Raw genomic sequence first — 14,872 nt, 5'->3', positions numbered from 1 at the left:
TCAGTCTTCCCACTGGAGGTCATCAACGGCGTCGAGGATGCGGTCCACGCCGGGTAGGTAATAGTGCTCAAGTTTGGGCGCGGGGTACGGGACATCGAATCCGGTGACGCGGCGGATAGGTGCCGCGAGATGGTGGAAGCAGCGTTCCTGGACCCGCGCCACGATCTCCGACGACACCGACGCGAACCCGTGCGCCTCGGCGATCACCACGGCACGGCCGGTCTTCCGAACGGAGGCGGCGACGGTTTCGTCGTCGAACGGAACAATGGTTCGGATGTCGATGACCTCGAGCGAGCGTCCCTCTTCCGCGGCTGCCGCCGCTGCTGCAAGGGCTACGGGAACGGACGGTCCATAGGCGATCAGCGTCGCATCAGTGCCGGAGCGGGCTACAGCCGCCCGGCCTTCGGTGGAGCTCCGACCGTCGGCCTTCGCCTCATACTCCCCGCGCAGTGCGTCCAGGTCCACCAGGTCCTTGGACCAGTAGAGCTTCTTGGGCTCCATGAACATCACGGGGTCATCCGAGTCTATGGCCTCACGGAGCATGAGGTAGGCATCCGCCACGGTGGCCGGCGTGTAGACCTTCAGCCCCGCGGTGTGGGCGTAGTAGGACTCGGAGGAGTCGCAGTGGTGCTCCACTCCCCCGATGCCGCCGGCGTAGGGAACACGGATGACCATGGGCAGCTTCAGCCGCCCCTTGGTGCGGTTATGCATCTTGGCGACGTGGCTGACGATCTGCTCGAATGCAGGGTAGGCGAAGGCGTCAAACTGCATCTCGACGACGGGGCGCATGCCGTTGATGGCCATACCCACAGCCATTCCGACGATGCCCGACTCCGCCAAGGGCGTGTCGAAGCAGCGCTGCTCTCCGAAGGCGGCCATGAGGCCGTCGGTGATGCGGAAGACGCCGCCCAGTTTGCCGACGTCCTCACCGAACACCAGAACTAACTTATCCGTACGCATGGCATCGGCCATCGCGGTGTTCAGCGCCTTGGCCATGGTGACCGGTTGCGGTCCTGCCGCTTCCACTGTGGCCGCAGCCGAAGCGGCTGCCCGGGCCGTAGCGGAGCTGACGTTGCCGTTGGCCTCTGACGAGGTGGTAATTGTTGGGCTCATTCTGCGGCCTCCGCTGTCATTGATGCGCCGGCGGCTTCGCGGGCGAGTTCGTCGGCAAGCAGGGCCGACTGTTCCTTGAGTTGCGGTGTCGGGCTGGAGAAGACGTACTTGAACAGGTCCTGGGGATCGACTGGAACCTCTTCGCCGAGGCCGTTACGGAGTTGCGCCGCAACCGACTCGGCCTTTTCCGCAATGCGGGCTTCGCCGTCGTCGTCCAGCAGTCCCTTATCGGTGAGGTACGTCCTCATCCGAGAGAGTGGATCCCGGGCCATCCACTGGGCCACTTCGCTGTCCTGCCGATAGCGGGTGGCGTCGTCGGCGTTGGTGTGGGCCTGCACGCGGTAAGTGTGCGCCTCCACCAGAAGCGGGCCGGAACCCTCGCGGGCGAGCTTGACCGCGCGGTCCAGGACGGCGAGGAGCGCGACGACGTCGTTGCCGTCCACCCGTTCGCCGGCCATGCCGTAACCGACTGCCTTGTGCGCAAGCGAAGGAGCGACGGACTGGTGGGCCAGCGGCACGGAGATGGCGTACTGGTTGTTCTGCACGAAGAAGATCACCGGGAGGTGGAAGACGGCGGCGAAGTTCAGGGCCTCATGGAAGTCGCCTTCGCTGGTGGCACCGTCACCGCACATGGCCAGGACCACAGTGTCCTCACCGCGGAGCTTGGCGGCATGGGCGACGCCGACCGCATGGAGTAGCTGGGTGGTGAGTGGCGTGCATTGGATGCCGACATTGTGTTTCAGCGGGTCGTAGCCGCCGTGCCAGTCGCCGCGGAAGATGGTCATGGCCTCGACTGGATCCACCCCGCGGGCCATGACAGCCACTGCGTCGCGGTATGTGGGGAACATCCAGTCGCCGGCGGCGAGGCACAGGGCAGCTGCCACTTGGCAGGCCTCCTGGCCGTGGCTGGAAGGGTAGACAGCCATGCGGCCCTGCCGTACCAGCGCGGAGTTCTGGTCATTGACCCGGCGCCCTACAACGAGCTGCTCATAGGCGGCGAGGAGTTCCTCATCGCCGGGCAGCGGGTATTCGTGGCCGGATTCAGTGCCCTGTTCGGAATGGTGCTTCAGGTTGCCGTTTTGGTCCACCATCTGGATCTGGTGGCGGGCCGGCAGCATGTAGTCCTCGGCGGTGATGCCGAATTTGCGCACAGCCTCGGCGGCAGCGCCCGGCAGGTGCACGTCCTCGGTCTGCTCAGGTGCGGGTTGAACCTGCGCCGTCCCGGGGCCAGTGTGGTTTGCGGAGATCGTCATTGGTCCGTCCTTCTGTCGCCACTATTCACTTTCAGTATCGTCCCGGACAATGTTTCGTATCCAGTGCCACCGTAAATCGTGGAGAAGTACGTTCATCTGCCATATCGTGAAAGACAAACCGCAATTGTGAGCTGTGAAAAGGGTGGGAGTTGTAGACGAATGGCTGAACCGGACGACGAGGAGCAGTCAGCGGTGCCTCTGGACGATGTTGACCGCAACATCATTGCGGAGCTGACAAAGGATGGTCGGATGTCTGTGACGCAGGTTGCCGAGAACGTCCACATTTCCCGGGCGCACGCCTACACGCGGATTGGCCGGCTCACTGGCCAGGGGGTGCTGACGAAGTTCACGGTCCTGGTTGATCCGATTAAGGCCGGTCTGAAGTCATCGGCCTACGTTACGTTGAAAGTACGGCAACATTCTTGGCGCGAGCTACGGGAGCAACTACGGGCGATCCCCGAGGTTCACCACATCGCCTTGGTTGGCGGGGACTTCGATGTCATCTTGCTCGTGCGCGCTGTGGACAACGTGCACCTGCGCCGAGTTATTTTCGATCAACTTCAGTCCATGCCGGGCGTGCTGGACACCCAGACGTTTCTGGTGTTCGAGGACGTTGATACGCGATGAGTGTTGATTCTGCCTGCTAGCGGTCCGACGGTAGAGACGCGCCGATCATCACCCGAGCTGGCTAAACCCTATTACCTGAAAAGGAAACCCATATTTCAGAGCGAAATGAGGCGCGTCATTCGCGGGTACAATGAGCTGAACTACAGAAAACTGCCGTACTGGTGGCACACGGTCGAGGTGCCCCGGCGACAACACAGGGGGACACCGGTTTGGACTTACGCGATTTCATGCGCCTAGTACGACGTCATTGGATACTCATTGTGGCGTCGACACTGGCCGGCATACTTGTAAGTGGGGCCGCGTCCGTGCTAACGAAACCGACATATACCGCCGAAACACAGTTGTTCGTTGCAATCCAGAGCTCCGGTTCCGCCCAGGACCTCCAACTAGGTAACAACTTCAGTCAGGCGCGCGTTCAGTCATACGTCAAGACGGTCGAGTCCCCGGCCGTGCTCCAACCGGCCATTGACTCTCTTGGCCTACCGGTCACAGCCGAAGAGCTGGCAACGCATGTAAAAGCCACGACAGAAACCAGTACCGTGCTCATCAATATCGCGGTGTCGGACACTTCGGCAGTGCAGGCTGCAGCCATGTCTCAGGCTGTGGCGGACAGCCTCATTAAAGTTGTTGACACGTTGGAAAGACCGAGGACGGGAGGGTCTTCGCCGGTTAGTCTTTCAGTCATCAAACCCGCCAAGGCCCCATTAGAACCTTCTGCGCCAAGTACAAAGCTAAACCTCCTGCTCGGCTTCCTGGTCGGGCTGGCGCTTGGCGTGGCAGCGTCGATCCTAAGAACGACCCTTGACAGTCGCATTCGCGGTGAAGCTGATCTGCGTCAGGTAACAGACACACCCCTCCTTGGCGGGATCTCATTCGATCAAGATGCAACAAAGAAGCCTCTATTGACGCAGGCTGCCCCGCAGAGTCCCCGGGCCGAATCATTCCGTCAGCTCCGCACTAATCTGCAATTCGCCAATGTCTCAGGGCAAGCACAAACCGTTCTCCTCACTTCTTCTGTACCCGGTGAAGGAAAAAGCACGACTGCAACTAACCTGGCAATCGCTCTGGCCCACGCTGGCCAGTCTGTATGCTTGGTAGACGCTGATCTTCGGCGCCCCATGGTAAACGAGTACTTGGGTCTCGACCGAAACGCAGGATTGACGACGGCTTTGGTTGGGGCTGGAGACCTTAACGACTTACTTCAGCCGTGGGGAAGTGACAATCTTTATGTACTCACGTCAGGGCAAATTCCTCCCAATCCAAGCGAACTCTTGGGCTCCGACGAGATGAAGCGCCTCGTTCAGAGGCTTGAGCAGGCATTCGACACAGTCATCATCGATGCACCGCCTCTTCTCCCTGTCACAGATGCGGCAGTCCTCTCACAACATGTAGGGGGCGTCGTCCTCGTGGTCGGTTCCCAGAAACTCCGCCGACACGATCTGGAAAAATCGCTCAGTGCCCTAGAGCTGGTTGGGGCCAACCTCCTAGGCGTGGTCCTCAATCGCCTTCCAGTCAAAGGGCCAGACGCATATGCATACAGCTATTACTCGCACGATGAGAAGACCCAGTCCACCGCTCTAACTCCGACGAAGACGCTCGGTCGAAAGAAGCGCACGCCCGACCGCGACATGGGGTATAGCGAGAGCGTAAGTGACTTCGAGAAAACGCTGATGGGTGGCGAGGAGCCAGCCGCGAAGTCCTTTCCTGCTGGTCGGTTCCGCAAGTAAAGGCCGGCCGCGTCTTCTCCTCCGGACACCTAAGCCATATGACGTCGTTATCAGGCCTTGGAGGCGACAGATAATCACTGGGCTGGACGTTGCATTGAGCAGCTCTTCCTAGTGGTCGAAACGCAGCCGGACAACTCAAAGATCCGTGCGCCCGCGCTGACGTATGAACCCGGCTGCACCTGCTAACTCGACGCAAGCTAATGGCCATTAGGGCCAAGAGCCTCAAGTTGCCAGTACGACCAGTCTCCTCTTCTGCAGCGGGCACGACCCGCTCGCGGTCAGCACCAGGACCACGAGAACTGGAAACTGCACGAACTTGAAGTGGCCTTAACATCGGGGTGTTCGTTTGCCCGGGGATTTCATGGTGCGCGGCTGTTGATGCCGTGTGTTCAAGCACGGAAAGGGTCCTGAACTGGGAAAATAGTGGTTGTCGAGACCTACATTTTGCGAAGTGGTAATTAGTGTTAGCGGCCATGAAAAACTGCCCGTAGGCGGCCACGGAAATGCCCACTGGGGTGGGTTCTAGCGATCGTTGCAACACCTCCGACAATCCGGAGTTGCAACACCCATGGAAGCATCATCAAGAAATAGTTCGTCCTTAAAGAAAAAGTCTCGTTCAACGGAGCGATCCGCGCCTTTGGCTATTGCTGTGGTGAAGCGCCATCAGCAGTCCCATAGCCGGGCTCAACGACAGGATTTTCTTTCCGCCCTGGCGCGTCTGGGAACCGTCGCCGAGGCGGCCAAGGAACTCGGACTGAACAGGAGCACGTGCCAGAAGTGGGCCAACGCTGCCGGGATTAGGCGCAAGCGCCAGTACACCCAGGCCGAGAAGGAGCAGTTCTATGCCGTCCTTGATCGGACCGGCAGCATCGTGGCCACGGCCACGGAATTGGGGCTGAATATCGGCACCGCGCACACCTGGGCCGGCCGAATCAATCCGGCGGCGAGGAAGCCAGGGACCGCCCGGTCAGTAAAGACCGGTCCGCCGCAGCGCTACTCACCGGCGATGGTTGAGGAGTTCCTCAGCGTGCTCCGCGAAGTCGGCAGCGTGAGTGCAGCAGCGGCGCAGTTGGGCCTGAACCGCTCCACCTGCTCGAACTGGGCTATCGGTGCCGGCATGGCCTCTACTTGCCTGCGACGGCCATCAGAGAAACAGGCCCAGTATCTGCGCTTGCGTCAAGAAGGAGCCGGCCGGAGGGACGCCGCTCTCGCCGTTGGGGCCAGCAAACAGAGCTCCTATGTTTGGGATCGACAACTGGCCGCAAGGGACACGGCCGCTGCCGAAGTCCCTGGCGTGGATCTGCCGTATAAACAGGAAGTGACAACTACTCTCGCGGAACCCTCAGCCCCGGCAGCGGCACCTGAACGGCCGGCAGCGTCGGAGCCAGTACCCGCCCTGGTGGCGCTGGAAGCCCTGGAACAGCGCGTCAGTGCCCGCTACCTGTCCCTGCAGGAGCGGGAGAGGATCGCGGACCTGCGCTCCCACGGGACCTCGATGCAGGCGATCGGCAGAGAACTGGGCCGGTCCGTGGGAACCATCAGCCGGGAAATCAAACGCAACAGCCACCCGATACTCGGCTACCTGCCCTATGGCGCCCACCGGGCCGCCACCGCTGCCCGGGCCCGGCCCAAGGCCAGTAAGCTGGCAGAACCCGGAGAACTGCACGACTACGTCAAGAGCAAGCTCCTGACACGATGGTCTCCGCAACAGATTTCGAAGCTGCTGATCAAGGAATTCCCCGATGACGAGCAGATGCGCGTGAGCCCCGAAACGATCTACCAGGCCCTCTACTTCCAAGCCCGCGGCGGACTCAAACGCGAGGTCAAAGAGGCCCTGCGCACCGGCCGGACACGCCGCAAACAGCACAGGAATCCAGAGGAACGCACCAGTCGTTTCCGGGACCCGATGATCAACATTTCCGAACGCCCCGCGGAGATCGAAGACCGCGCCGTCCCGGGCCACTGGGAGGGGGACCTGATAACCGGAGCCTACAACCAGTCGGCAATCGCAACGCTGGTCGAACGCACCACCCGCTACGTGATGCTGGTGCATCTGCCGGTGGACCACACCGCCGAATCGGTCCATGACGGGCTGATCAAAACCATGGCGACCCTGCCGGCGCACCTGCGCGGATCTCTCACCTGGGACCAGGGCGCTGAAATGGCCAAGCACCAGGCCTTCAGCATCGCCACCGATATGGACGTCTACTTCTGCGACCCCGCCAGCCCTTGGCAACGAGGATCCAACGAGAATACCAATGGGCTGCTGCGCCAATACTTCCCCAAAGGCACCGATCTGAACGCCTACAGCCCCGAGGACCTCGAACACGTCGCGCAGGAACTCAACGGACGACCACGCAAAACACTGGGCTGGGACACCCCAGCGGAGCGTCTTCGTGATTTACTGATAGCCAGCTAAGCACGGGTGTTGCAACGACCCCTGGAATTCAAGTGACGGCCAGTAGAACTGCCCGTTGGTGGCCATGAGATCTGCCCACTTCCTTACTGAACCTGCCGCGTCTTAAGCGGTGGGGGCCTCTCCCCGGGATTTGATGACGGTGTCTAGTCGCACCAAATGTCGTCCCAGGAAGAGGCCCTGTATGAAGCATGACGGAGAAATCATGGAAATTCTTGCTGCCTACGATCTGACCGGATCGTTGCGCGCCACGGCCGAGCTCACGGGCTGTTCGCACCACACTGTAGCCAGGCATGTAGCGGCATGGGACGCCGGCCGGCCGATCGCCGAACCCGCGCCCAGGCCCCGGGTCACGGACACTTACCTGCCCAAGATCGAGGAATGGGTCGAGGCGTCCAAAGGACGGATCCGTGCCGATAAAGCCCACGCGAAGCTCCTCGCCATGGGTTACGCGGGGTCCGAGCGATCCACCCGCCGGGCGATCGCGCAGGTCAAGGCCGCGTGGCGGCTGGGCCACACCCGCCTTCACCGACCGTGGATCACCGAGCCAGGAATGTGGCTGCAGTACGACTTCGGCGACGGACCACGGATCGGCGGGGTGAAGACCATCCTGTTCGTGGCCTGGCTGGCGTTCTCGAGGTTCCGGATCGTGATCCCGTTGCGGGACCGGACCGCGCCGAGCGTGTTCGCCGCCCTGGACCGCTGCTTCCGGATCCTGGGCGGGGCACCGACCTATGTCCTGACGGACAACGAGAAAACCGTGACCACCGCCCACGTGGCCGGGGTGCCGGTGCGGAACCAGCAAACCCTGGACTTCGCCCGGCACTACGGGGTCACAGTGCTGACCTGCCAGCCGGCGGACCCCGCCACGAAGGGAGGCGTCGAAGCGTCCGTGAAGCTAGCCAAGGCCGATATCGTCCCAAAAGAGACCAACCTGCGGGCGGACTACGGTTCCTTCACCGCTCTCGAGGCGGCCTGCGAGGCATTCATGGACGAGGTGAACAACCGGGAGCACCGGACCATCCGGCGCAAACCGGCAGCGGTGCTGGCAGAGGAACAGCTCCGGCTGCACCGGATCCCGGAGACCGCGCACACGGTCGCGTTCGGACTGGCCCGCACCGTCCCGGAGAACACCCCGATGGTCACCTTCGAGAACGCCCAGTACTCCGTGCCCGCGCATCTGCTCGGCGCGAGGGTGTTCGTCCGCTCCCACGGCACCGGGCCCGATGAACAGGTCATCATCGTCCACCACGGCTCCGCCGGTCCGGTCGAGGTCGCCCGTCATCACCGGGCCAGGCCCGGCAGCCCCGCGATCATCGAAGAGCACTTTCCCGGAACCAGGACCAGGATCCCGGGCGACTACGCCGTGAAGGCCCGCAACGCCGGTGAGGCCGAGTTCCTTGCCATCGGCGAGGGCGCGAGGACCTGGCTCGTGGAAGCCGCCGGGACCGGGACGGCCCGGATGAACGTGAAAATGGCTGAGGCCGTGACGCTGGCCAAAATCGCCGGCGCCGAGGCGGTGGACCGGGCCCTGGGTGACGCCGCGTTCCATGGCCGCTTCGCCCACGGGGACCTGGCCTCGATCCTGAACGCGAACGTCAGGCGCACGACCACCCACGCCGCGGACGAGACCCGGTCCCTGACCCAGGGCACCGGTGCCTAGGCTGGTCTGGGCGCTGAACCCGCCCCTGTGAAGGAGCAGAGCCGATGAGCCCTGTCAGCACCACGAACACGACCGCCCCGCCGGTGCCGGCCGAGCTGGAAGCGCTCATGCGGCAGCTGAAAATGCCCCACGCCCGTGCCCTGGCACCGGAACTGATCGCGACCGCACGCGCCCAGCGCTGGGAACCGGCAGAGATCATCAAGGCACTGTTCACCGAGGAAACAGCCGGCCGGGCTCGGTCCATGCTCGCCACTCGGCGCAAGGCAGCAGGCTTCCCGACCGGGAAGACCTTCGACGCCTGGGACCCGGCTGTCTCGTCGATCCCGGCTCCGACCCAGCAGGCCCTGCGGACCCTGGAATGGATCGGCCGGCGTGAGAACCTGGTCGTCTGCGGACCGTCCGGCACGGGGAAAACATTCTTCCTCGAAGCCCTCGGCCAGCAAGCCGTCGAAGCCGGCATGCGCGTGGCCTGGTTCAGGCTCGAGGACCTCGGCGCCCTGATCCGGGCCCACCGCACCGACGACAGCGTCACCCGAGCAGTGGCCAGAATCCTGCGCGCCGAACTCGTCGTGATCGATGACATCGGGCTCCTGCCGGTGGCCACCGACGCCGCCGAAGGCCTCTACCGGTCGTGGACGCAGCCTACGAAAAGCGCTCCGTCGCGATCTCATCGAACCTTCACCCGGCAGGCTTTGACGAGCTCATGCCCAAAACCCTGGCCACCGCCACCGTGGACCGGCTCCTGCACCACGCCCATGTCTGCCAGACCAGCGGCGATTCCATCCGCCTCACCCAGGCCCTCGCGGGAAAAGGAGTCACCCAACTGAACTGACACGACCCCACGATGGCCAACCCCGCCGAAACCTTCAGTGGGCAGATCTGTTGGCCATCACCGGGCAGTTTTACTGGCCACCAGCGGACACATTAACTGGCAGCCGGTCGGCAGAAACTACTGGCCATTGACAAATTAGCACCCTTTCGCTGCAAGAGTCTGCCGGCAGTCGGTGGATTCCAGTCGCTTTCACCGGCCAGTCGCTCGTCGTCCACGCAGAGTTGAAGGACATTAACGGCTTCATGGACGCGGTGGGATTCCAGTCGCTTTCACCGGCCAGTCGCTCGTCGTCCACGCAGAGTTGAAGGACATTAACGGCTTCATGGACGCGGTGGGATTCCGGCCGCTGGTTTGGGTCGGTTCGTTCCCCTCCTGCGCGACGCATCGCCCCGGACTTATGTTCGGCTCGCTGGCGGCAACACTGGCCGCAGGAGGCGAAAACGTCTCCGATCTGGACACCCTGCGGGGTTACCCGGAGTTTTCGGGCGCGGTTCGCTCAAACGCGACCATATCGAGGTTCTTCGAACGGACCCTGGTTACCCGGAACTGTTCAGCTACGGCATCGAAACGCTCGCCCTCGGGATGCGGGTCCAAGCTCGGAACGCGGCCGCCCGGTGACCTGACAAAATCATCAAAGAGTCGCACTGAGTACGGTCCGGCCGATCATTCCGGGCAGCGGCAGCCTCACGGGCTGTTCGCACCACAGTTCGGCCAGACACATCGTGGCGCGGCCTGCCAGCCGGCTGCTGGCGGAACCCGCCGGGGCGGGATGCCGGGGCAGGGCGTCGGTCCACGGACACTTGCCCAAGACTGCAGAAGAGGGCTACGCGGCCAGGCTGCGAGTGCGGGTCCATAAGTCACATGTCCGGACTGTATTACTGCCCAACAGCGAACAGACCAGCTGGTCGCTGCGGGGCAGAAAATCATGGCTAGCAACGCAGGTGCCCACCAGCAATGAAATGCGACGCTACTCTACCCGCTCCCTGAAGTTGTCTACCGCCTCCTCGAGCAGTGATAGCATCGCCGGACGACATGGCATCAGCCTGCGAACGCCGGACTGCCCCCATACATCGTTCGCCCCTTTGCTCAGTTCAGTGCCGATCCAGCACTGTCGTCAGTGCACCTCGAGGACAGTGTCAATTGGCCGCCTAGGTGATCGCGCGATACGAAAGGACTTCTCGGTGTAGCCAATGGCTACGAGCATTACAATGTCCTCGTAGGCTGCAATGCCGGCACTTGCTCGAAGTCGCTCCGACGCGTCGTTCTTCATGGACCAATTAAGCATGCACGCGGCAAGTCCCCTGGAATGGAGGCCATAAGCGAAGCTCATGGCGAACAGCCCTCCGTCAATCCACCGTTGGTGTCGCTCGTTGGCCCCAGCAAACAATCTAGTGTCAACAGTAATCACGGCAACGGCCGGAACGGTATCACCAAAGCCCGCATTGCCGTTCTGATGAGCGATAACTCGGGAGACGTCATCACTTTGGGTAAAGAGATGCACCCGCCACGCCTGACGGTTGCAGACTGAAGGCGTCGAAATCGCTGTAGCGACTGACTTTCGGATATCCTCAACATTTACTTCGCGAGCCGAATCAAACGCCCGAACGCTCCGGCGCGACGAGAAGAAGTGTTCCAACAGCGCTTGCGATTCGGCGCTAAGGATTGGATCCCAGACTAACGGGGCATCGACGGTGGGACTTACATGCGCACCGATCTCCTCCGAATCGTTCCAATCGGCCAATGCCGACAACGCTGTCTGCGCGTGAACGGCAACCAGAGGCAACTGGGATGCAACTGCGGGAACGTCCAAACCCGACGTAATTCTCTGCTTGACGGCCTCCCCAAAGGGTCGCTTTGGATTCCGTAGCGCCAAGCCCTTTTCGATCCGGTGATAGTCCTTTGTCAGCTGACATTCAACATTTCGCATCGATCCCGCGCCCGAAAAGAGATCGTCCTCCTCAGCGCCGTACTTGATATGCCGAAGAGCGTCTAGGTTGGCCTCCAGGAGTACCGAGTATTGCCGGTAGCGTATCTTGAGTGAACGATACAGTCCCTTTGGGACGACTCTCTTGAAAAGCTGCTTAGTATTGGCCACGCTGAATCTCCCCCTAGGCTAGCTGCGCCTGCACGTTGAGGCACAGTAAATTCTAGTCGACGGATGCCTGCCTCAAGTCCATTTTGCCACCCAGGTAACACGGTGGTTCCGCCATGAGGCTCTTCCCTAAAGTGCGTCGGCTAGGATAGTGAAGATCTCGCAACTGCAGGTGGTGCCCGAACGCAGCGATCACCGTCACCTCTGGGGAACTAACAGGCCAGTAGCGTATTATCTGCAGATTTAGACCAATGGCGGTCGGTGGAGACCATTGGCACTGCTGAGTGGCACAGCCTTCATGACTACTTCGGAGTTATAGCAAGTTCTGTCGGAACGAGCCGCTCTGCGACCACGAGCAAAGAAAGGGACTGCCCCGAAAAATGACGGTATCAACAGCCCGCAGAGCTGCTCGTGGAGGCCTGATCACGCTTGCTGGACAGGCGGCCAAGCTGGCGCTCCTACTCCTGAATCTCGTGGTCTTGGGCCGACTGCTGACTCCCCTGGATTTCGGTCTCGTAGCCATGGTCACTGCCGTCGTAGGTGTCGCGGAGCTAGTTCGCGATTTTGGAATAACTACTGCCAGCATTCAGGTCAAATATTTATCGCGAAGTCAGAAAAACAATCTGTTCTGGACTAACGTCACCCTCGGGCTTTTATTGGCTGGCGCTGCCGCTCTTCTTAGTCAGCCGCTGGCCGCCTTCTACGGTGATGCCAGACTGCAGGCAATTACGCTTGCATTTTCAGGTATTTTCATTCTCAACGGAGTCCAAGCGCAGTATCAGGTTGAGTTGACACGCCTACTCCGGTTCAAGACGCTGACCATCACAGATGTCGCTTCAAATGCGACCGGCCTGTGCATCGCCGTAATCACAGCTATGCTGGGAGCTGGCTATTGGTCACTAATATTCATGCAACTAAGCACTGCAGCCTTCCTGCTTCTTAGTCGAGTCACGTTCACTAAATGGATTCCGGGGCTACCCGATAGACAAGGATCCATCACGGACTTTCTTCGCTACGGTGGAAACCTAGGTTTCGCACAGTTTGTAAACTATTTGAGCGCTAATGCTCCCAGCGTTTTAATTGGCTACGCGTTTGGGCCCGGGGCCCTAGGAGCTTATTCGCGCGCCTCTCAGATAGCATCCCTACCTGTAAACCAAGTATTCGGCCCTTTAACGAATGTCGCCCTCACAACACTTGTTCCACTGCTAGACCGCCGCAAGTTCAATCGGGCGATACGCGTAATGCAGCTCCTACTGGGCTACGTGGCATCGATCGGCTTTTCATTCGCCATCGTCTTTGCCCCAAATATAGTCAAATTGCTGCTTGGTGACCAATGGAGTTCGGCGAGCCCGCTACTGCAAATACTTGCAGTGGGTACGACCTTCCAGGCCACAACCTACGTCTCCTACTGGGTTTTCCTCGCAACGAGCCGAACGGCTTCCCTCCTCCGCTACAACCTAGTGACCAAGGGAATTGTCTTGACCCTAACAATCATCGGTACCATATGGGGGGCGCACGGCATGGTCTGGGGATACTCAGTAGGGCTGATCACATCGTGGCCGATTTCCCTACTTTGGATGCGCACTCTGGGCGTTCCTATCGAAGCCTTGTTGTATGGTGGAATTCGCTTCATCGGCGTCGGTGCTGCAGGAGCCACGGCAGGCCTGCTCGCACCAAGGATATTTGTCTCGATAGATCCCCTAGGCGCGTCGGCGCTTGGATGGGCATTGGGCCTAAGCCTGGCATTGGCTTTCCCTCAGGTAAGAGCTGATCTGCGGCTAACTACAAGAACTTTGAAGAACATAAGACAGTCGAAAACAAACCTCGGGGGACCTAAATGAAGATGCTCTGGAAAGCGCGATCAGGTCAAAACTTGATAACAAGTCTACGCGGTATCGCGTCTAAGTTACTCGAGCAGCCATTTCCTCTTCGGGTAATGATGGTTGCTGACCGGGCTCTTCTCCGGTTAGCCCTCTATCGGACCGATACATCCGGATCGAAGCACGTGATACTCAACTCGCCAGGTAGTGGCAATATCGGCGATCAAGCAATGTTCGAAAGTTTTATTGCAAATGTGCAGGATGAAATCGTCGCTATTGTTAGGTCGACTGATGCCTACTCCCTGCCAAGCTCCTCTCTCAGTTCGAGAGTGAGCTTCCTCGTACTTCCAAGACTGGTTTATTCCAAGTTTGCTGCGCATTACCGCGACATCTGGATCTTGGGACGCTCCATAAGGAATGCGACGAGCTTTTCAGTTATGGGTGCAGACATAATGGATGGTGGCTACGGCGTCCACTCTTCAATGGTCGAATGGAATATCGCGAGAACGATTCAAGATGCCGGGATTCCGGCACGTATTCTGGGCTTTAGTTGGAATGGAAAGGCCCACCCTGAAATCGTCAGACAAGCCCGCGAAGCGGGTCTATCAGGCGTACGAATCCTTCCCCGCGATCCTGATTCATGCGAACGCCTGCTGAAAGATAATGTTTCGAGTGTAACTCAGGCTTCGGACATGGTCTTCGCTTTTCCTAGCAGTTCAGTCACGTCTTCTTCGCGTCCCATCATGAACACCGATACAAATGCTGAGAAGAAGATGGCCGTGGTGAACGTGAGCGGACTCATCGGCAGCCGAATCGAGCAGAACGTCGAATACGAGCACGTGCTCGAGACACTGGAGGATCTCGGATATTCCTGCTTGCTATTGCCCCACGTGAGCCACTCCAACGTAGACGATATTGCCGCCATTTCAAGCCTCCGTGCTCGGAGCGCTGTCGCTAGTCGGGCTCGGTTTCAGGAGGAGCTCATGTCTCCGACCGATGTCTTGGAAATCGTGCGGAAGGCCGACGTCGTAGTTACAGGTCGAATGCATCTATCAATCCTCGCTCTCTCCACGTGTACCCCCGTGATCGTGCTGGCGACGCAGGGCAAAGTATCTGGCCTTATGAAGCTCTTCGGTATACCAGATCATTGCGTGGAGCCCACTGTTGGATTTGGTCGACGAATTGCTCGCCTCCTGGTGGGAGTGGAGAGAAATCGTGAGGAAATTCTGGACAAAGTGAGTTCAAGCCTGCCTGCCGTTCGGGCGCTCTGTCAGATCAACTTCGAGCACGAGTAACGGCCTGCGCCGGCCCGTCATACCCAGCCACCTT

At 60.3% G+C, this 14,872-nt stretch carries 9 protein-coding genes and 1 pseudogene; 7 read left to right on the top strand and 3 right to left on the bottom strand.

Annotated features, from left to right (window positions below):
• The gene (locus ACFTSA_RS01375; RefSeq protein ID WP_377948920.1) at positions 1-1,113 is read right to left on the bottom strand and encodes an alpha-ketoacid dehydrogenase subunit beta; all 1,113 of its coding nucleotides are present in this window, start codon (positions 1,111-1,113) and stop codon (positions 1-3) included.
• The gene (gene pdhA, locus ACFTSA_RS01370) at positions 1,110-2,366 is read right to left on the bottom strand and encodes a pyruvate dehydrogenase (acetyl-transferring) E1 component subunit alpha (protein WP_377948919.1); all 1,257 of its coding nucleotides are present in this window, start codon (positions 2,364-2,366) and stop codon (positions 1,110-1,112) included. The genes ACFTSA_RS01375 and pdhA overlap by 4 nt, the downstream gene beginning before the upstream one ends.
• A 159-nt stretch (positions 2,367-2,525) precedes the next feature.
• Between pdhA and ACFTSA_RS01365 the strand changes: the two genes are divergently transcribed.
• The 5 genes and pseudogenes from ACFTSA_RS01365 (at position 2,526) to istB (ending at position 9,631) form a co-directional block, all read left to right on the top strand.
• Entirely contained in the window at positions 2,526-2,993 is a 468-nt protein-coding gene (locus tag ACFTSA_RS01365; protein ID WP_377948917.1) for an Lrp/AsnC family transcriptional regulator, read from the top strand.
• 209 nt (positions 2,994-3,202) lie between these two features.
• Complete coding sequence (locus tag ACFTSA_RS01360) at positions 3,203-4,720, top strand: polysaccharide biosynthesis tyrosine autokinase (protein WP_377948915.1); 1,518 nt, start codon at positions 3,203-3,205, stop codon at positions 4,718-4,720.
• A gap of 1,396 nt (positions 4,721-6,116) precedes the next feature.
• Entirely contained in the window at positions 6,117-7,139 is a 1,023-nt protein-coding gene (locus ACFTSA_RS01355; RefSeq protein ID WP_377949805.1) for an IS30 family transposase, read from the top strand.
• A gap of 181 nt (positions 7,140-7,320) precedes the next feature.
• The gene (gene istA / locus ACFTSA_RS01350) at positions 7,321-8,799 is read left to right on the top strand and encodes an IS21 family transposase (protein WP_377948913.1); all 1,479 of its coding nucleotides are present in this window, start codon (positions 7,321-7,323) and stop codon (positions 8,797-8,799) included.
• Positions 8,800-8,843: 44 nt separating this feature from the next.
• Positions 8,844-9,631 (top strand): annotated as a pseudogene (istB, locus tag ACFTSA_RS01345) (IS21-like element helper ATPase IstB).
• A 1,114-nt stretch (positions 9,632-10,745) separates the two neighbouring features.
• On the opposite strand, the gene ACFTSA_RS01340 reads toward istB, so the two are convergent.
• Entirely contained in the window at positions 10,746-11,726 is a 981-nt protein-coding gene (locus ACFTSA_RS01340) for a nitroreductase family protein (protein WP_377948911.1), read from the bottom strand.
• Between the two features lie 377 nt (positions 11,727-12,103).
• On the opposite strand from ACFTSA_RS01340, the gene ACFTSA_RS01335 reads away from it, so the two are divergent.
• Both ACFTSA_RS01335 and ACFTSA_RS01330 read left to right on the top strand, forming a co-directional pair.
• Entirely contained in the window at positions 12,104-13,564 is a 1,461-nt protein-coding gene (locus tag ACFTSA_RS01335; RefSeq protein ID WP_377948909.1) for a lipopolysaccharide biosynthesis protein, read from the top strand.
• Positions 13,561-14,838, top strand: coding sequence for a polysaccharide pyruvyl transferase family protein (locus ACFTSA_RS01330; protein ID WP_377948908.1), 1,278 nt, complete (start codon positions 13,561-13,563; stop codon positions 14,836-14,838). Before ACFTSA_RS01335 ends, ACFTSA_RS01330 begins: the two co-directional genes overlap by 4 nt.
• Positions 14,839-14,872 lie beyond the last annotated feature (34 nt).

Origin of the sequence: Arthrobacter sp. NPDC057013, from assembly GCF_042674585.1 — a bacterium.
GTDB lineage: Bacteria > Actinomycetota > Actinomycetes > Actinomycetales > Micrococcaceae > Arthrobacter.
Note: the sequence above shows the minus strand (reverse complement) of the source record. Positions and strands in the feature narration are given on the sequence as shown.